Raw genomic sequence first — 17,009 nt, forward strand, 5'->3', positions numbered from 1 at the left:
CAGGCACCTGACAAAGAACGGTGAGACAACCATGGCCATCCGCGGTCCCAGACTCGAATTTTCCGTCGGCGCCTTCCTGTTGCTGGCGCTGGCCTCGCTGCTGGTGCTTGCCGTGGCGTCCACCAACCAACGCTGGGGCTTCGGCAGCGACGGTTACGAACTCAAGGCACGCTTCACCCAGATCGGCCAGCTGCGCAAGCAGGCGCCGGTCAAGATCGGCGGCGTGGTGGTCGGCCAGGTCGGCGCGATCGAACTGGACCCGACCCGCTTCGACTCCATCGTGACGCTGAAGCTGGACCCGAAGTTCAAGGATCTGCCGGGCGACACGTCCGCCGGCATCTTCACCAGCGGTCTGCTCGGCGAAAGCTATATCGGACTGCAGCCGGGCGGCGACCCGGAGGTGCTCAAGTCCGGCGACGAGATCGTCTTCACCCAGCCGGCCGTGGACCTGATCCAGATGGTCGGCAAGTACATGTTCAGCGGTCCGGGCAACACCGGTGCCGCTTCCCAGGAAGCTCCCGGCGCAGCCGCGCCGGCAACGGAACCGCAGAAATGAAAAAGACCCTGATCCCGGCCCTGCTCGCCTCGGCCCTGCTTGCCTCCCTGCCCTCGCTGTCGTTTGCCCAGGCAGCACCCGCCGCTCCGGCCGCCGCCGCGCAGGGCCAGGCCGGCAAGGTCGTGCTCGACGCCAGCACCCGCATCCTGAACACCCTGCAGCAGCGCCGGGCGGAATTCGGCAAGAACCCGACCGCACTGCGCAGCTACATCGACAGCGAGCTCAACCGCACCTTCGACCGCGACTATGCGGCGCGCCTGGTGCTGGGCGCCAACGCGCGCGGCGCCTCCGACGCCGACGTGAAGCTGTTTGCCGACGCCATGGCCGACAACCTGATGCAGCGCTACGGTTCGGCCCTGCTCACCATCCAGGGCAAGCCCAGCTTCCGCCTCAAGGGCGAGCAGTCGCTGCCGGGCAACCGCGGCGTCAAGGTGTCCACCGAGCTGCTGCGATCCGGTAGCGAATCGACCCCGGTCGACTACATGATGCGAAACGTCAACGGGCAGTGGAAGATCTTCGACGTGAACATCGAAGGCATCTCCTACGTGCAGACCTTCCGCACCCAGTTCGATGCCCCGCTTCGCCAGAAGGGCATCCAGGAAGTGGCCAAGGAGCTGCGTGGCGGTACCCTGCAGGCCGGGCCGGGCGGCAATGGCAAGTAACGCCACCGTGCAGATCGACGGTCCGCGCGCCTGCTTCACCGGCGTGCTCGACCGCGAGGCGGTGGTGGCGCTGTGGCCGCAGCTGAAGGCGCTGCCACGCACCGTGACGGCGCTGGACCTGGACGCGGTGACGCGGCTGGACAGCGCCGGCCTGGCGTTGCTGGCCGAACTGGCCGCGCTCGCCCGCACGGACGGGCGTACGCTGGTGCTCAACGGCTCGCCTGCCGGTTTCAACGAACTCAGCGCCGCCTATCGGCTGGCGCCGTCCCTGGATTTCACTGCCCCTACTGCCGCGAGCTGACATGAACGTCATACGCACCGCCTCCTTCCTCCTGCTGGCCCTGGCGCTGAGCGCCTGTGCGGCCAAGCCTGCCCGCGACAGCGCGCCCGCCAGCGTCGCCGTGGCAGCAGAGGCCGCACCGCCCGCCGCCCCCACGGCAACCGTGGTCACCCCCGCTGACACCGCCACGCCCGTGGCCGGCGCAGAGGCCGCGCAGGGTGCCGCTGCGGCACCGACCGCCGGCAATGGCGTCGCACCGACCGGTGCGGAGGACGACTTCGCCGCGTTGTATGGCGGTCCGGCACCGACCGCCGAGGGCGCCGAGCCCGGCCGCTCTCCGTACGATCCGTGGGAAGGCTTCAACCGTCGCGTGCACGCGTTCAACGACGTGGTCGACCGCGCCGTGGCACGACCGCTGGCGACGGCCTACACCAAGGTGGTGCCGCGCGTGGCACGTACCGGCGTGACCAACTTCTTCAGCAACCTGCGTGCACCGGTCACCATCACCAACCAGCTGCTGCAGGGTCGCCCCGGCGATGCCTGGGACAGCCTGGGCCGGTTCGTCATGAACTCCACGCTGGGCGTGGGCGGTCTGTTCGATCCGGCCAGCCGCGCGCTGGTGCCGCGCCGCAGTGAGGACTTCGGCCAGACCCTGGGTGCCTGGGGCTGGCGCAGCTCGCGTTACGTGGAACTGCCGTTCTTCGGCCCGCGTACCGTGCGTGATGTGTTCGGCCTGGCCGGCGACATCCCGCTGTCGCCGATCCGCACGATCGAGGAAGACAAGATCCGCATCACCCTGCAGGGCCTGCAGCTGGTGGACATGCGCTCGCAGCTGATGGCACTGGACGATATCCGCGACAATGCCGTGGACGAATACGCGCTGACCCGCGATGCGTGGCTGCAGCGCCGCAACTACCAGATCCAGAACGATCTGCGCGGCAAGCGCGAGCGCGGTCGGAACGACGACGATGACGCACCGATCCCGGTCGATGCGATGCCGATGCCGAACTGGGGCAATTGAGTGCAGGAAAAACCCCGCTTCGGCGGGGTTTTTTGTTGCGTAGCCACCAACGGTGGGTGCCTGCCGGATGGATGGGCGGCACGCGGTACGTGCCATCGCCGCCGTGCCTACAGAATCGATTCCAGCCCTTTCCGGTCCAGCAGATTCAGCAGCTTGAGCGATGGTCCGCTGGGTTTCTTGTCGCCCTGCTCCCAGCTCCGAACCGTTGAAACACTCGTATTGAGCACACTTGCCAGTACTGCCTGGCTGATCTTCAACACGTCGCGCAGCGCGCGGATCTGTGTGCTGCTGTACTCGGGCACCGGCGTGAGGCACAGCGCTTCGTACTGATGCATGCGTCGCTGATCTATGAAGCCGTGATCGCGTAATCCGAGGGCGGTGTCATGCACAGCGTCGAGCAGCGCACTTCCGGTTCCGGCGTTAGCCATTTTCGATGCCATGACAGATCTCCTGCAGTTCGCCTTGTTCTACCGCTGAATCCAGTGCAGCCGTTGCCATGCCAAGGAGATCCCCGGCCAGAAGCTGCAACGCATCGCGTTCGGTGGGCGTGATGTCGGCACGCACGTTCTTCTCGTAGCCAAACAGAAAGAACCATCGGTTGCCGCGATTGCTGGCAAGCAATGTCCGCGTACTTCCGCGCTTGCCCCGCCCGGGTAGTGCAACCCGCTTTTTAAGGACGCCGCCGCCAAGATCCGCATCGATCAGTCCTCGGGTCATCTCCTGCACCGCTGCACAGAGCGCAGCGTCGGTCAGGTCCGACTTGCGCATCATCCGGACGAACACACGCGTCTTGAACACTCGTAGCATGAGCTTACCATACCACTAGGTGGTAGGGTCAATCTGGGCGCTGGGTCACCTGAATGTAGATGGGCCCCGGCGGATGCGGGGCCCATCTGAAGGCGTACCCACCAACGGTGGGTGCCTACCGACCTGCCGGCCGTTGGCCGGTCCGGGGGATGCCGGGAACTCAGGCCGCCAGTGCGGCGTCGATCGCGGCGACCAGGCGGGCGTCGTCGGCCGGCACGTCCGGGGCGAAGCGGGCGATGACCTGGCCGTCGCGGCCGATCAGGAACTTCTCGAAGTTCCACAGGACCGCCGGGGCCGGGTTGACGGCCAGGTCGGGGTACTTGGCTTCCAGGCCCTGCAGCTTCTCGCGCATCGGGCCTTCGCCGGTGGCTGCCGGCTGGGCCTGGGTGAGCTGCTGGTACAGCGGGTGAATGTCATCGCCCGCCACGCTGATCTTGGCGAACATCGGGAAGCTGACGTTGTATTCCAGCTGGCAGAACTGCTGGATCTCCGCGTCGCTGCCCGGCTCCTGCGCCAGGAAGTTGTTGGCCGGGAAACCCAGCACTTCCAGGCCGGCGGCCTGCTTGTCGGCGTACAGCGCCTGCAGGCCTTCGTACTGCTTGGTCAGGCCGCATTTGGAGGCGACGTTGACCACCAGCAGCACCTTGCCGCGGTAGTCGGACAGCGAACTCGGCTGGCCTTCGATGGTGGTGACGGGAATGTCGTAGACAGTCTGGCTCACGGGTGATCCTGTGCAGAGTTGAAAGGGCTCATCGAATATGTGCCCCGCGAAAGAGAAATCAATCGACGCAGATCGTGCCCTGCGCCACGCCATTGTCGATACGCTGGCGGCAGCCGAAGTTCTGGCTGACATCGCGCTGGCAGACACCGCTCGCCTTGGCACCGGGGACCAGCTCGGCCTCACCCTGGGCCAGGCACTGCCCGGTGCAGTCGGCCTTGGCGCCGCACACCTTGCCGGCGTCGGCATAGGGCACCACGCACTGCACGCGCTGCAGGCGGCCCAGCGGCTTCAGTTCGCCGCCTGCGGCGGTGCAGGCTGCTGCGTCCGCGTCGGCCTGGGTCGAACCCGTGGCTGGCACGGTCGAGGTGGCATCGGCCCCAGTGGGGGCGGTGCTGCAGCCGGCAAGCGCCAGCAACAGGGACAACATCAAAGTAAGACGCATCGGTTCAATCCTGGAGAAGGAAACATGGAGCAGGCACGCGGCCGCGATGAAGCATCGCCGATCGCATGCATGCAGTGTGTCGTCAGCACATTTCAATCCTGCGCGGACGGGGTCTCTTCCGCGCTCGTGTCGTCATCGTCGCCAGCCGCGTCGGCCAGCAGCAGATCGGTCTGCTCGCTGCCCAGCGTCTCCACGCCACGCAGGCGGCGCTCGATGGTGCGCGTCTTGCGGCTGGCCTCGCCCAGGCTGCGGCCGACCGTGCTGATCTGCTTTTCGGCCTTCTCCAGGATGCCGGCGAACTTGCCGAACTCGCTCTTCACCGCGCCCAGCAGGCTCCACACTTCGCTGGAGCGCTGCTCGATGGCCAGGGTGCGGAAGCCCATCTGCAGGCTGTTGAGCAGCGCGGTGACCGTGGTCGGTCCGGCCACCACCACGCGGTGCTCGCGCTGCAGCACATCAACCAGGCCGGGGCGCCGGATCACTTCGGCATACAGGCCCTCGGTAGGCAGGAACATCACCGCGAAATCGGTGGTATGTGGCGGCGCGATGTACTTGTCGCTGATCGACCTGGCCTGGATCCGGATCGCGCGCTCCAGCTGCGCGCCCTGCACGCGAACGCCGTCCGCATCACCCTGCTCCTGCGCGTCGAGCAGGCGCTCGTAATCTTCGCGCGGGAACTTGGAGTCGATCGGCAACCACACCGGGGTGTCCTCATGACCGCGACCCGGCAGACGCACTGCGATATCGACCATCTCGCCGCTGTCGGGCCGCACCTTCACCCCACGCGCGTACTGCTCCTGGGTGAGGGTCTGTTCGAGAATGTTGTCCAGCTGCACTTCGCCCCAGCTGCCGCGGTTCTTGACGTTGGTCAGCACGCGCTTGAGGTCGCCCACGCCGGTGGCCAGCTGCTGCATTTCGCCGAGGCCGCGCTGCACCTGTTCCAGGCGGTCGGAGACCAGCTGGAACGACGCACCCAGGCGCGCTTCCAGGGTGGTCTGCAGCTTTTCGTCCACGGTGACCCGCATCTGGTCGAGCTTCTGTGCGTTGTCGGCCTGCAGGTTCTGCAGCTGCTGCTCGAGCGTGGCGCGCATCTCGCCGATGCGCTGTTCGTTGCGCTGGGTCAGCTCCTGCAGGCGCAGGCCCAGCGATTCGCCGAGGCGCTGCTGCGATTGGCCGGTTTCCTCGCGGCCCAGGCGTGCGTCTTCGGCCAACGCCTGGCGCAGTGCGGCCATGTGCGCGTCGGTGCGGGTAGCGAGGTCCTGCTGCTGCTGGCCGAAGGCGTCGAGCTGCGCGCGCATATCGTGCAGGCGCTGCCCAAGCAGCTCGCCGGTGCGCTGCTGGGCCAGTGCGCTTTCCTCGCGCGACTTGCGCGCGTCTTCGCCCAGCGCATCGCGCAGCAGGTCCAGGCGCTGGTCGGTGCGGGTGGAGAGATCGGTCAGCGCGCGCGCGAAGGTCTCCAGCCGCGCGTCCTGCTGGCGGCCGAGTCCTTCGAGCTGTTCGCGCAGTTCGCTGCGCCCCACGCGCGCTTCCTCGCGCAGGGTCTGTTCAAGGCCGCCATGGCCGGAACGCCGCAGCAGGGCGACCAGCTGCAGGACAAGGACGGCCAGCAGCAGGCCGCCGAAGATCAGGAATTCGGTTTGCATGGTGCAAGTGTAGGCCGCCCGGGTCTCATTGGCTGCGTCCCGGTGTGACCCTGCATGCAGAACCGCGCGCCCTCAGAAGCCTTCCAGCACCACCTTGCCCATCGCGCGGTGGCTTTCGATGTGGGCGTGGGCGCGGCGCAGGTTGGCGGCGTCGATCCGGCCGAAGTTTTCGCCCAGCGTGGTGCGCAGCACGCCTGCGTCAACCAGCTCGGCCACCCGGTCGAGCAGCGCGTGCTGCCGCTGCAGGTCGTGCGTGTTGAAGCTGGAGCGGGTGAACATCGATTCCCAATGCAGCGACAGACTCTTGCGCTTGAGCGCCATGACATCCAGCGCGCCCAGGTCGTCGATCAGCGCGAGCTGGCCCTGCGGCGCCAGCGCGGCAACGATCTGCGTGTAGTGCTGGTCGGTGTGGGTGAGGCTGGCCACGTGGTCCACGCTCTCGATCCCGATCCGGGCCAGGCCCTCGGTCAGCGGCTGGCTGTGGTCGATGACGTGGTGGGCGCCCAACGCATACACCCAGTCCTGGGTATCCGGACGCGAGGCGGTGCCGATTACGGTCAGTCGGGTCAGCTGGCGCGCCAGCTGCACCAGGATCGAGCCCACCCCACCGGCCGCGCCGATCACCAGCAGGGTCTGGCCTTCGCCACCGCCCTCGGCGATGCGCAGGCGGTCGAACAGCAGTTCCCACGCGGTGATGGCGGTCAGCGGCAGCGCCGCGGCGGCGGCATCGTCCAGGCTGGCCGGTTTGCGCCCGACGATGCGCTCGTCCACCAGCTGGTACTCGGCATTGCTGCCCGGGCGGTTGATGTCGCCGGCGTAGAAGACCGCGTCGCCGGGCTGGAACAGGCTCACGTCGCTGCCCACCGCATCGACAATGCCCACCGCGTCCCAGCCCAGCACGCGCGGGGCGTCGACGGCCGCGCCACGGCGCACCTTGGTATCGACCGGATTGACCGAGATCGCCCGCACCTGCACCCGCAGGTCGCGCGGGCCCGGGGTGGGCACCGGCAGGGTGATGTCGACCAGGGCGGTCGGATCGGTGATCGGCAGGCCGTGCTGGGTATAGGCGATGGCTTTCATGGCGAAGTCCTTTAGGGAGGCGCTCAGGGTCGCCTGCCCGCTCCCTGCCGGAAAGGCGCAGAATGCAACAGCACTTTCACTCCGGGAATGAAGATGGTCCGCTTCGAGGATCTGGTCCTGTTCGTCCGCACGGCCGCGCTGGGCAGCTTCTCCAGTGCCGCGCGCGAGGCCGACCTGCTGCCCGGCCAGGTGGCGGCGGCGGTGGCCCGGTTGGAACGCGAGCTGGACCTGCGCCTGTTCGTGCGCTCCACCCGCAGCCTGCGCCTGACCGCCGAGGGCGTGCTCTACCTGCCTTACGCGCAGGACATGCTGGCCACCCTGCACGAAGGCGAGGCGCGCGTCCGCGGCGAAGACGCCGAGCTGCGCGGGGTGCTGCAGGTGGCGGCGCCGTCGGACCTGGGCCGCAACGTGCTGCTGCCGTGGCTGACGGAGTTCCGCGCCGCCCATCCCAGGCTGCAGCTGCGCCTGCTGCTGTCGGACCAGGTGGCCGATGTGTTCCGCGACCCGGTGGACGTCGCCTTCCGGCTGGGCCGCTTCGACACCGCCAGCTATGTGGCCCTGCCGCTGCTGCCGGGCAACCGCCGGGTGCTGGTGGCCGCACCGTCGTACCTGGCCCGGCATGGCGCCCCTGACCATCTGGAGGCGCTGAAGGACCACCCGTGCCTGCTCTACCAGCTGGCCGGGCGGCCCTACGACCGCTGGAGCTTCGAGCAGGACGGCCGGCGCGTGGTGGTGCCGGTGCGCGGCCCGCTGGTCTGCGATGACGCCGACGTGGTGCGGCGCTGGGCGGTGGCCGGCGAAGGCATCGTGTTCAAGTCGTGGCTGGACGTCTGCGAGGACGTGCGCGACGGCCGCCTGCAGGTGCTGCTGGATGGCGCCGGCGACAGCCTGCCGTTGAACCTGGTGTGCCCGCACCGCAAGCAGTTCTCGCCGGCGATCCGCCAGCTGCATGCGCTGTGCGTCCAGCGGCTGCACCCCATGCTGGCCGATCTGCCGGGACGTGCGCTGTAGCGCTGTCGGCACCGGGCCGGGTAGCCGACAATGGCGGCCCCCCGTATTCGAGTGAGCGCCATGCCGTGGATGGGCATCCAGGACCTGTGGACCTTTGTCGCTGCCGTGCTGGTGTTCCTGGCGCTGCCGGGTCCCGGCACGTTCACCCTGCTCACCGCGACGGGACGCGGCGGGGTACGCGGCGGCTATACCGCTCTGTTCGGGCTGCTGCTCGGCGACCAGATCCTGATGTGGCTGGCGGTGGCCGGCGTGGCCGCCCTGCTCAAGGCCAACCCGCTGGTCTTCCACGCGGTGCAGTACCTGGGTGCGGCCTACCTGGTCTGGGTGGGCATCGGCCTGTTGCGCCCGCCGCGCGCTCCGGGCGAGGAAGGCGGCATCCGCCTCGCGCCGGGGCACTACTTCCGCCAGGCCGTGCTGATCAGCCTGCTCAATCCCAAGGCCATCATCTTCTACATGGCCTTCCTGCCGCTGTTCATCGACCCGGCGCGCCACCAGGGCGTGGTGACCTTCGCGACCATGGCGGTGCTGATCTTCGTGCTCAGCCTGGCCTACTGCTCGATGCTGATCGGGGCGGGCAACCTGCTGCGCCGCCGGATCATCCAGCATCCGCGTGTCGGCCTCTGGCTGAAGCGCGTGGCGGGCGTCTTCCTGATCGGTTTCGGGGTGAGGCTGGGGTTGAGCGGCTGATGTCGCGCAGCCACGCAGGGCGTGGCTCTACTGGGGGGACTGCGCGGGTGGGGGTGGCATTCAACCGGATGGAATGCATCGGCGGTAGAGCTACGCCCTGCGTGGCTGAACAACCGGTGCGGTCAATGTGTGCCGGATTCGTCAAACCCGATTGTTTGAAATGATCTTCAGGGGATTCACGACGCCCGGCAGTAGTATTGCTGCGCCGCGTTCGGTCACACTCCGGACCTTGTCGATACCAGTCATCACGTGAGGTCCCATGTCATCGTTGCTACGGCGCAAGTCGCTGGATTCCGTCACTGTCCATGAAGCCGGCAGGCAGCTGGTACGCACGCTGAGCTGGCCGCACCTGATCGCCCTGGGCATCGGTGCCATCGTCGGTACCGGCATCTACACGCTGATTGGCGTGGGCGCGAACCTGGCCGGTCCGGCGGTGCTGATCTCCTTCGCCATCGCCGGCGCGGTGTGTGCCTGCGCGGCGCTGTCCTATGCCGAACTGGCCACGATGATGCCGGCCGCCGGCAGTGCCTACACCTACAGTTACGCCGCACTCGGCGAGATGGTGGCCTGGGTGGTGGGCTGGAGCCTGATCCTGGAGTACTCGCTGGTGGTCAGCACGGTGGCCGTGGGGTGGTCCGGCTACGCGGTCGGCTTCCTGCAGGGCTGGGGCGTGGAGCTGCCGTTGATGCTGACCGCCGGGCCGCACGTGGCCGGCGGCTTCATCAACCTGCCCGCCGTGATCATCACCTTCGTGGTTGCCGCCATGCTGATGGCCGGCACCAAGGAAAGCGCGACCCTCAACGCGGTATTGGTGATAGTCAAGATCGTCGCCCTGACCGTGTTCGTGGTCATCGCCCTGCCCCACTTCGATACCGCGCACATGGACCCGTTCATGCCGTTCGGCTTCGCCAAGACACTGGGCGCCGATGGCGTTGAACGCGGCGTCATGGCCGCGGCGGCGATCATCTTCTTCGCGTTCTACGGCTTCGATGCGATCTCCACCGCGGCCGAGGAAACCAAGAAGCCGGACCGCGACCTGGCGATCGGCATCATCGGTTCGATGGTGGGCTGCACCATCATCTATGTGCTGGTGGCGCTGGCCGCTGTCGGCGCGATGAGCTACACCATCTTCGGCCAGAGCGCCGAGCCGCTGGCGCTGATCCTGCGCGAGCTGGGCAGCCCCGGCGCGGCCAAGTGGATCGGCGCGGCGGCGGTGATCGCCCTGCCGACCGTGCTGCTGGCCTTCCTGTACGGGCAGAGCCGCATCTTCTTCGTCATGTCGCGCGACGGCCTGTTGCCGCGTGGCCTGTCCAAGGTCAGCGCGCGTACCGGTACCCCGGTGGTCACCACCCTGTTCACCGCCGTGCTGGTGGCCGCACTCGCCGGCGTGGCACGCCTGGACGAGATTGCAGCCCTGGCCAACGCCGGCACGCTGGCCGCGTTCACGGCCGTGGGCCTGTGCCTGGTGGTGCTGCGCAAGCGCGAGCCGAACCGGGTGCGCAAGTTCCGCACGCCGCTGGCCTACATCGTCGGCCCGTTGGCGGCCATCGGCTGCGTGTATCTGTTCTTCAGCCTGCCGAGCAAGACCCAGTTGTACTTCCTGGGCTGGAACATCCTGGGCCTGATCGCGTACTTCGCGTACGGCCGTCGCAACGCGGTGCTGGGCCGCTGAGGTGCGTGGTACCGACCAACGGTCGGTACCTACCTCTGGCATGTGCCGGCCAACGGTCGGTACCTGCCTCTGTCGTGTGCCGGCAAACCGATGCGGGAACCGGTAGCGCACGACCGTTGGTCGTGCGGGTTCACCGATCGGCGTAGGCCTGCGCCTGCTGCATGACCCGCAGCAGGTTGCCACCCCAGATGTTGGCGATCTGCTGTTCGCTGTAGCCCTTGCGCAGCAGCCACGCGGTGATCTTCGGCAACTGGCTGACATCCTCCAGGTCGGTCAGGCCGCCACCCCCGTCCCAGTCCAGGCCGATGCCCACGTGCTCGGGGCCGACCACGGCCAGGATGTGGTCGAAGTGCGCCAGGAAGTCATCCAAGGTGGCGCGGCGCAGCGGCAGACGCGTATCGAGCTCCGCCAGCCCCTGCTTCAGCGCCGCGCCCTGGGCGATGCTCAGGTCATCGTAGTCGGCGCCGATCTGCTTCATCAGCGCCTCTTCGGCCTGCCTGCGCGCGTCGGTCTCGCCGATGTCGATCAGGTAGCCACCGTAAGCGTTGACCTGGATCACGCCGCCGGCCTTCGCCAGCTGCTTCAGGCGTGCATCGTCCAGATTGCGCGGATGGTTGTAGATCGCCTTGGCCGAGCTGTGCGACAGCACGAACGGCACCGGCATGCGCTTGATCAGGTCATCGAAGACCGCGTCGGATGCATGTGACTGGTCGATCACGATGCCCAGCCGCACGGCCTCATCCACCAGCGCCTTGCCGGCCGGGCTCAGGCCCTTCCACTCGGCGCCCTTCTTGTCGGTGGCCGAATCGGCGAACTCGTTGTTGGCGAAGTGCACGGTGCTGAGCAGCCGCAATCCGGCCAGGTGGTAGAAGCTGAGCAGCGACGGATCGTCCACCAGCGGGCTGGCGTTCTCCATGCTGATGTAGACCACGCGCTTGCCGGCGGCCTTGATCTTCGCGGCATCGGCCGCGGTCAGCGCAAGCTGGAAGGTGTCCGGATGCGCGGCCAGCATCTCGCGGATCTCCATCAAGCGCAGCAGGCCTGCATCGCGGTCGTGCTGGTGCGCGCCGGGACTGCGGTCGCCCTGGTCGGTGTAGATCGCCCAGAAGCCGCCGTCCAGCGCGCCCTCGCGCATGCGCGGCAGATCCACCTGCGACAACGCGTTGTGGTCGTGCCGCTGGAGGATGTCGAACCCTTCGCGATGGAAGTTGGCCGGCGTATCCAGGTGGCTGTCGAGGGTGAGCAGCTTCTTCTGCAGCGTGGTCGCGCGCGCCAGCTCCTGCGCGGTGAACTCGATGGCATGGGCGGACAACGGCGCGCAGAGCGCCAGCGACACCAGCAGGGACAGACTGCGCAACGTCATGACGCCTCTCTTTGGTTGGGTTGTCGTTCGTCGTAGAGCCACGCCCTGCGTGGCTGGGCTTCGATGCGTTCCGTGCAGCCACGCAGGGCGTGGCTCTACGGCGGGTCACGCGTGCCGGGCGAAGCCCGGTACGCGGTCAATCCAGAACGCGGCAGAACACGGCCTTGAGGTAACGCGATTCCTGCACGTGGGCCATGAACGGGTGATCCGGACCGGCACCGGAGACCTTGAGGATCTGGATGGTGCGGCCGGAATAGAACGACGCCCGACGCAGCATGTCCAGGAACTGGTCCTCGGCCACCAGGCCGGTGCACGAGAACGTGGCGAACAGGCCGCCCGGCTTGACCACGCCCAGCGCCAGCTTGTTCATGTCCAGGTACTTCTTCAACGCGCTGATCACCTGGTCGCGGTCGCGGGTCATCTTGGCCGGATCCAGGATCACCACGTCGTACTGCTCGCCGCGGTTGGCCGCATCGCGCAGCCACGGGAAGACGTCGGACTGGATGTACTTCGGGCGCACGTTGTTGAGGCGCGAGTTGCCCTTGGCGATGTTGATCACGTCTTCGTCGATGTCGATGCCGACCACCTCCGACGCACCGCGCACGGCGGCATACACCGCGAAGCCACCGGTGTTGCAGCACAGGTCGAGCACGCTCTTGCCTTCCACCTGCTGGCTGAGCCACTCGCGGTTTTCGCGCTGGTCGGCGAAGAAGCCGGTCTTGTGCGCACCGGCCGGGTCGGCGCGGAACTTCACGCCGTACTCGGTGATCACCGCCGCTTCGGTGGTGGTGTTGCCGTGGAAGTCGAAGCTTTCCTGCTTCTGCACGTGTTCGTCGGCGAAGCTGTGGAAACGGCAGCCCGGGAACTGCTCGCGCAGCGCCTCGTAGATCCATTCGCGGTGGCGGAACATGCCGGCGGCGAAGAACTCGACCACCACCAGGTCCGCATAGCGGTCCACCACCAGGCCGGACAGGCCGTCGCCTTCGCTGTGCACCACGCGCCAGGCATCGGACACGGTGTCCAGCTTCAGCACGTCACGGCGCAGCGACACCGCCTGGGCGATCTTCCGCGAGAACCAGCCGGCGTCCACGGGGACGCTCTGATCGGTTTCCAGGATGCGGACGGCAATGCGCGAATGGCCATTGTAGAAACCACGACCGATCCACTCCCCATCCACGCCGATCACGTCGACGATGGCACCGGGCTTGGGCCGCACGGCAGGCTTTTCGACCAGTTTCTGGAAGATCCACGGGTGGCTGGAGCGCCAGGCATTCTTGAGGCGGACTACGGGAGTGGGGACAGTATTCATCTGCCTATTGTAAACGGGCGCCGCGGCCCGGCAGACCGGGGATTTGACGCCAGCCCATTCAGCCCGCAGAATCGGCCGCAGAAGGGGAGTAGCTCCCAGACGTTGTCGCCGTCAATTCGAGCCCGCAGGCTCCGGTGCAACGGCAGTCCCACCCGGTGGGACTGCGAGCGAGACCTTCGCCGTATGGCGAAGCTCTGTCCCCGGATCCCCTCCGATCCTCCGTTGCAGATCCTCGCCGTCCGGCTTGAGGCATTTCATTCATTCAACGGACAAACTCATGCAGACGATCGGTAATTTATGGTTGTGGGGCGGCTTCGGCGCGGTGGTGATCATCGCGCTGCTGGTCGACCTGGTATTGATGCGCCACGGCGGCCCGCACAAGGTGACCTTCAAGGAGGCCCTGTGGTGGTCGATCGGCTGGGTCGCCCTGGCCCTGGCCTTCAACGGTGGCCTCTGGTACTACCTGAACGAGACCGCCGGCCAGGTGGTGGCCAACAAGGTGGGCCTGGAGTTCCTGACCGGTTACCTGGTCGAGAAGGCCCTGGCGGTGGACAACATCTTCGTGTTCCTGATGATCATGGGCTACTTCGCGGTGCCCGAGGAACAGCGGCAGAAGGTGCTGATCATCGGCATCCTGGGTGCGATCGTGCTGCGTACGATCATGATCTTCGCCGGCAGCGTGCTGCTGACCAAGTTCCACTGGCTGCTCTACGTGTTCGGTGCGTTCCTGCTCTTCACCGGCTGGAAGATGTGGTTCTCGGCCGGCCAGGAGCCGGACCTGGAAGCCAACCCTGCCCTGCGCTGGATGCGTAAGCACCTGCGCCTGCTGCCGGATTACGCCGGCAATGCCATGAGCGTGATGCGCGACGGCAAGCGCTGGTACACCCCGCTGTTCGTGGTGCTGATCCTGATCGCGGTGACCGACGTGATCTTCGCGGTGGACAGCATCCCGGCCATCTTCGCCATCACCACCGACCCGTTCATCGTGCTCACCTCGAACGTGTTCGCGGTGCTGGGCCTGCGTGCCATGTTCTTCCTGCTGGCCGGCATGGCCGACCGCTTCCACCTGCTGCCGTACGGCCTGGCCCTGGTGCTGGCCTTCATCGGCGCCAAGATGATGCTGATCGACATCTTCAAGATCCCCACCCCGATCTCGCTGGGTGTGGTGGCGCTGATCATTGCGGCCACCGTGGTGCTGAGCCTGAAGAACCCGCCGAAAGAAGGCGGTCACGCCTGACCTGCATGCCGCCGGCGGGATTGTCCCGCCGGCGGCACTACTCTCTCCCGCCGCGTTGCCCTTGTGTTCAGGCTGACGCGACGCAATTCCTTTGGGTATGAACGCCAACCTGCCCCTGCCTGCCGGCGAGCCGCCGGTCTCTCCCCGTACCGACCGTGGTCGTGTGATGCGGGCGTTCAACCTGAGCCTGGCCTTCGTGCTGGTGCTGGTGGCGATCTTCACCGCCCAGGGTCACTTCGATTGGCGGCCATGGGCCGTGGCGCCGCTGGACAAGGCCGGCCTGCTCGGCATTCTCGGCGCGCCGCTGCTGCACGGTTCGGTCCAGCATCTGGGCGCGAACAGCATTGCCCTGCTGATCCTCGGCACCCTGGCCGGCAGCGTCTATCCGAAGGCCACCGCGCGCGCGCTTCCCTTGTTGTGGATCGGGTCCGGGTTGGGCGCGTGGTTGCTGGGCGACATCGGCAGCCGTCACCTGGGTGCCAGCGGCATCACCCATGGCCTGATGTTCCTGGTGTTCGTGCTCGGCCTGCTGCGACGCGACCGTGCCGCCATCGCGGCCGGGCTGATCGGGTTCCTGTTCTACGGCAGCATGCTGATCACCATCCTCCCGCACGAGCCGGGCGTGTCCTGGCAGTCGCACATGGGCGGCGCGCTGGCCGGTATCGTCAGTGCGCTGCTGTTCCGCCTCTCGGACCCGATGGCACCGCGCAAACGCTACAGCTGGGAGGATGAGGACGAAGAAGAGTTCGAACTGCAGCGCGACGGCGACCTGGAACCGCCCTCACCCACCCGCGTGCCGGTGTTGTGGCAGCCACGAGAGGGGCAGGACTTCGTGGTGTTGCCGTTCCGCAGGCCGGACGAACGCTGACTCACCGCGCAGACACGCATGGCGTGTCCCTACGCGGCCGACATCGTAGCGACACGCCATGCGTGTCCCACGTACCCCGTACGTGTCCCACGTACCCCATGCGTGTCCCACTTACCCCGTGGACCTGACCGCCAAACCGGCACCCCCCATCAACGCTGACCTGCTGGCCGGCCCACGCATCAGTTGCCGGCAGTCGCCGGCCCATCCACCGCCTGCCGCCCCAACGCCGGATCGTCGGTGAAGAACGCATCGATCCCGGTTGCCAGGTAGGCGCGCATCTCGGCCACCGAGCCCTCGGCATTGCGCGCATTGGCCTCGCCCTTGCGGAACTCAGCGGCCTGGAACGGATTTTCCGGACGGAACGTATAGGGCACCACCATCAAGCCGACCGCATGCGCATCGCGCACCAGCGACGTCGGCGTGCCGAGGCGGCCATTGGCATCCAAGGGGATCACCATGCGCAGGCTGGGACCGATACCGTCGGCATACCCGGCAATCTGGTCCAGCCCGGCCGGAGTGATCATGTCCGCGTAGCGTTGGCTGCCCTTGGCCGCGAGCACGTCGCCCGGCTGCTGCTTCGGGTCACCCAGCAGCTGCAGCAGGCGGATGTTGCTGTCACGGCCGAGCTTGGCGCGCAGGTAGCGCAGGTTGCCCACCTCGAAGGACTGGATGGTCACCGGGGCCACCTTGGTATACGGGTTGGCCTGCAGGGCCGTGACCAGCACGTCCTCCATCGGCAGGCCGATGCTCTTGAAGTAGGTGCCGTGCTTGATCTCCGGCACCAGCCCGATGCCGCGGTTGGCGCGGCCGGCCTGCTGCACGACGAAGGCGATGATCTCGTCGAGCGTGGCGATGCGGAACTGGCCGTCATAGGCGGTGCTGCGCAGCTGTGGCAGGCGCTCGCGGGCGTACAGCGTCTTCAGCTCGGCCAGGGTGAAGTCTTCGGTGAACCAGCCCTCGACGCGCTCGCCATCAATGGTTTTGGTGGTCTTGCGGCTGGCGAACTCGGGGTGGGCGGCGACGTCGGTGGTGCCACTGATCTCGTTCTCGTGCCGCGACACCATCACCCCATCCCTGGTCATCACCAGGTCGGGTTCGATGTAGTCGGCGCCATCGGCAATGGCTTGCGCGTAGGCGGCCAGGGTGTGCTCGGGCAGCAGCGCGCTGGCCCCGCGATGGCCATACACCGCCGCCTTGCGCGGCGCGGGAGGGGAAGATTCGGCACTCATGGCCACCGATGGTGCCACGGCCAGCGACAACAGCAACGCACAACCCCACAACGACTTCGACACTGCAAACCCCTGTTGGTACGGCGGCCCGCGCCAACGCGGCGGGGGCGTGGAATGAACGGGCGTATTGTGGTGCTGCCGTGTTACAGCGGCAAGAAACGAAGACCGGTGTCACAGTCTTTCAGGTGACGGCATCGGCAGGCGGGAAGCTTGGACACGCATGGCGTGTCCCTACGCTGGTCGCCTGCGCCGGTGGCCTGGACACGCATGGTGTGTCCCTACGCTGGTCGCCTGCGCCGGTGGCCTGGACACGCATGGCGTGTCCCTACGCTGGTCGCCTGCGCCGGTGGCCTGGACACGCATGGTGTGTCCCTACGCTGGTCGCCTGCGCCGGTGGCCTGGACACGCATGGCGTGTCCCT

Annotated in this window: 18 protein-coding genes; 9 read left to right on the forward strand and 9 right to left on the reverse strand. The window is 67.2% G+C overall.

Annotated features, from left to right (window positions below; genetic code table 11):
• Positions 1-31 precede the first annotated feature (31 nt).
• From mlaD to RT456_RS08290, 4 genes are read left to right on the forward strand one after another with little or no spacing between them, the layout of a single operon-like run.
• Positions 32-556, forward strand: coding sequence for an outer membrane lipid asymmetry maintenance protein MlaD (gene mlaD, locus RT456_RS08275; RefSeq protein ID WP_313344993.1), 525 nt, complete (start codon positions 32-34; stop codon positions 554-556).
• Positions 553-1,218, forward strand: a complete 666-nt coding sequence (locus RT456_RS08280; RefSeq protein WP_313344996.1) for an ABC transporter substrate-binding protein — start codon at positions 553-555, stop codon at positions 1,216-1,218. The genes mlaD and RT456_RS08280 overlap by 4 nt, the downstream gene beginning before the upstream one ends.
• The gene (locus tag RT456_RS08285) at positions 1,208-1,519 is read left to right on the forward strand and encodes an STAS domain-containing protein (protein WP_313344998.1); all 312 of its coding nucleotides are present in this window, start codon (positions 1,208-1,210) and stop codon (positions 1,517-1,519) included. The genes RT456_RS08280 and RT456_RS08285 overlap by 11 nt, the downstream gene beginning before the upstream one ends.
• A 1-nt stretch (position 1,520) precedes the next feature.
• Positions 1,521-2,519 (forward strand): VacJ family lipoprotein, encoded by a 999-nt coding sequence (locus RT456_RS08290; protein WP_313345001.1) that lies wholly within the window; start codon positions 1,521-1,523, stop codon positions 2,517-2,519.
• A 107-nt stretch (positions 2,520-2,626) separates the two neighbouring features.
• Here RT456_RS08290 and RT456_RS08295 read toward each other — a convergent pair whose 3' ends face one another.
• From RT456_RS08295 to RT456_RS08320, 6 genes are all read right to left on the reverse strand, one after another.
• The gene (locus RT456_RS08295) at positions 2,627-2,959 is read right to left on the reverse strand and encodes a helix-turn-helix domain-containing protein (RefSeq protein ID WP_313345004.1); all 333 of its coding nucleotides are present in this window, start codon (positions 2,957-2,959) and stop codon (positions 2,627-2,629) included.
• Positions 2,940-3,326, reverse strand: a complete 387-nt coding sequence (locus RT456_RS08300) for a type II toxin-antitoxin system RelE/ParE family toxin (protein WP_313345007.1) — start codon at positions 3,324-3,326, stop codon at positions 2,940-2,942. The genes RT456_RS08295 and RT456_RS08300 overlap by 20 nt, the downstream gene beginning before the upstream one ends.
• A 160-nt stretch (positions 3,327-3,486) precedes the next feature.
• The gene (locus RT456_RS08305; RefSeq protein WP_313345009.1) at positions 3,487-4,047 is read right to left on the reverse strand and encodes a glutathione peroxidase; all 561 of its coding nucleotides are present in this window, start codon (positions 4,045-4,047) and stop codon (positions 3,487-3,489) included.
• 58 nt (positions 4,048-4,105) lie between these two features.
• Complete coding sequence (locus RT456_RS08310) at positions 4,106-4,489, reverse strand: hypothetical protein (protein ID WP_313345011.1); 384 nt, start codon at positions 4,487-4,489, stop codon at positions 4,106-4,108.
• Positions 4,490-4,581: 92 nt separating this feature from the next.
• Positions 4,582-6,132: a DNA recombination protein RmuC gene (rmuC, locus tag RT456_RS08315; protein WP_313345013.1), complete on the reverse strand. Its 1,551-nt coding sequence runs from the start codon at positions 6,130-6,132 to the stop codon at positions 4,582-4,584.
• A gap of 72 nt (positions 6,133-6,204) precedes the next feature.
• A complete protein-coding gene (locus RT456_RS08320) occupies positions 6,205-7,212 on the reverse strand; it encodes a zinc-binding alcohol dehydrogenase family protein (RefSeq protein ID WP_313345015.1) in 1,008 nt (335 codons plus the stop codon).
• 87 nt (positions 7,213-7,299) lie between these two features.
• On the opposite strand from RT456_RS08320, the gene RT456_RS08325 reads away from it, so the two are divergent.
• From RT456_RS08325 to RT456_RS08335, 3 genes are all read left to right on the forward strand, one after another.
• Positions 7,300-8,223, forward strand: a complete 924-nt coding sequence (locus RT456_RS08325) for a LysR family transcriptional regulator (RefSeq protein WP_313345018.1) — start codon at positions 7,300-7,302, stop codon at positions 8,221-8,223.
• A gap of 60 nt (positions 8,224-8,283) precedes the next feature.
• Positions 8,284-8,910, forward strand: coding sequence for a leucine efflux protein LeuE (leuE, locus tag RT456_RS08330; protein WP_313345254.1), 627 nt, complete (start codon positions 8,284-8,286; stop codon positions 8,908-8,910).
• A gap of 259 nt (positions 8,911-9,169) precedes the next feature.
• On the forward strand, positions 9,170-10,582 hold the full coding sequence (locus RT456_RS08335; RefSeq protein WP_313345020.1) for an amino acid permease: 1,413 nt from the start codon (positions 9,170-9,172) through the stop codon (positions 10,580-10,582).
• A 130-nt stretch (positions 10,583-10,712) separates the two neighbouring features.
• Here RT456_RS08335 and RT456_RS08340 read toward each other — a convergent pair whose 3' ends face one another.
• Together RT456_RS08340 and RT456_RS08345 are read right to left on the reverse strand one after the other, a co-directional pair.
• Positions 10,713-11,945, reverse strand: coding sequence for a dipeptidase (locus tag RT456_RS08340; RefSeq protein WP_313345022.1), 1,233 nt, complete (start codon positions 11,943-11,945; stop codon positions 10,713-10,715).
• Positions 11,946-12,081: 136 nt separating this feature from the next.
• Positions 12,082-13,254: a class I SAM-dependent rRNA methyltransferase gene (locus RT456_RS08345; protein ID WP_313345025.1), complete on the reverse strand. Its 1,173-nt coding sequence runs from the start codon at positions 13,252-13,254 to the stop codon at positions 12,082-12,084.
• Positions 13,255-13,531: 277 nt separating this feature from the next.
• Between RT456_RS08345 and RT456_RS08350 the strand changes: the two genes are divergently transcribed.
• Together RT456_RS08350 and RT456_RS08355 are read left to right on the forward strand one after the other, a co-directional pair.
• Entirely contained in the window at positions 13,532-14,491 is a 960-nt protein-coding gene (locus RT456_RS08350) for a TerC family protein (RefSeq protein ID WP_313345028.1), read from the forward strand.
• Positions 14,492-14,588: 97 nt separating this feature from the next.
• Complete coding sequence (locus RT456_RS08355) at positions 14,589-15,359, forward strand: rhomboid family intramembrane serine protease (protein WP_313345031.1); 771 nt, start codon at positions 14,589-14,591, stop codon at positions 15,357-15,359.
• Positions 15,360-15,538: 179 nt separating this feature from the next.
• Here RT456_RS08355 and RT456_RS08360 read toward each other — a convergent pair whose 3' ends face one another.
• Positions 15,539-16,588 carry a glycerophosphodiester phosphodiesterase gene (locus tag RT456_RS08360; protein WP_313345257.1) on the reverse strand — a complete coding sequence of 350 codons (1,050 nt, stop codon included), beginning with the start codon at positions 16,586-16,588 and terminating at the stop codon, positions 15,539-15,541.
• Positions 16,589-17,009: the final 421 nt, after the last annotated feature.

Origin of the sequence: Stenotrophomonas sp. (assembly GCF_032099025.1) — a bacterium.
Taxonomy (GTDB): Bacteria; Pseudomonadota; Gammaproteobacteria; order Xanthomonadales; family Xanthomonadaceae; genus Stenotrophomonas.

Bases quoted from the DNA above. Each gene is read 5' to 3' on its own strand.
- RT456_RS08340 (WP_313345022.1), bottom strand. From the start codon at position 11,945: ATGACGTTGCGCAGTCTGTCCCTGCTGGTGTCGCTGGCGCTCTGCGCG.
- RT456_RS08310 (WP_313345011.1), bottom strand. From the start codon at position 4,489: ATGCGTCTTACTTTGATGTTGTCCCTGTTGCTGGCGCTTGCCGGCTGC.
- RT456_RS08335 (WP_313345020.1), top strand. From the start codon at position 9,170: ATGTCATCGTTGCTACGGCGCAAGTCGCTGGATTCCGTCACTGTCCAT.
- RT456_RS08325 (WP_313345018.1), top strand. From the start codon at position 7,300: ATGAAGATGGTCCGCTTCGAGGATCTGGTCCTGTTCGTCCGCACGGCC.
- RT456_RS08300 (WP_313345007.1), bottom strand. From the start codon at position 3,326: ATGCTACGAGTGTTCAAGACGCGTGTGTTCGTCCGGATGATGCGCAAG.
- mlaD (WP_313344993.1), top strand. From the start codon at position 32: ATGGCCATCCGCGGTCCCAGACTCGAATTTTCCGTCGGCGCCTTCCTG.
- RT456_RS08350 (WP_313345028.1), top strand. From the start codon at position 13,532: ATGCAGACGATCGGTAATTTATGGTTGTGGGGCGGCTTCGGCGCGGTG.
- RT456_RS08285 (WP_313344998.1), top strand. From the start codon at position 1,208: ATGGCAAGTAACGCCACCGTGCAGATCGACGGTCCGCGCGCCTGCTTC.
- RT456_RS08290 (WP_313345001.1), top strand. From the start codon at position 1,521: ATGAACGTCATACGCACCGCCTCCTTCCTCCTGCTGGCCCTGGCGCTG.
- RT456_RS08345 (WP_313345025.1), bottom strand. From the start codon at position 13,254: ATGAATACTGTCCCCACTCCCGTAGTCCGCCTCAAGAATGCCTGGCGC.
- RT456_RS08295 (WP_313345004.1), bottom strand. From the start codon at position 2,959: ATGGCATCGAAAATGGCTAACGCCGGAACCGGAAGTGCGCTGCTCGAC.
- rmuC (WP_313345013.1), bottom strand. From the start codon at position 6,132: ATGCAAACCGAATTCCTGATCTTCGGCGGCCTGCTGCTGGCCGTCCTT.
- RT456_RS08280 (WP_313344996.1), top strand. From the start codon at position 553: ATGAAAAAGACCCTGATCCCGGCCCTGCTCGCCTCGGCCCTGCTTGCC.
- RT456_RS08320 (WP_313345015.1), bottom strand. From the start codon at position 7,212: ATGAAAGCCATCGCCTATACCCAGCACGGCCTGCCGATCACCGATCCG.
- leuE (WP_313345254.1), top strand. From the start codon at position 8,284: ATGCCGTGGATGGGCATCCAGGACCTGTGGACCTTTGTCGCTGCCGTG.
- RT456_RS08355 (WP_313345031.1), top strand. From the start codon at position 14,589: ATGAACGCCAACCTGCCCCTGCCTGCCGGCGAGCCGCCGGTCTCTCCC.
- RT456_RS08360 (WP_313345257.1), bottom strand. From the start codon at position 16,588: ATGAGTGCCGAATCTTCCCCTCCCGCGCCGCGCAAGGCGGCGGTGTAT.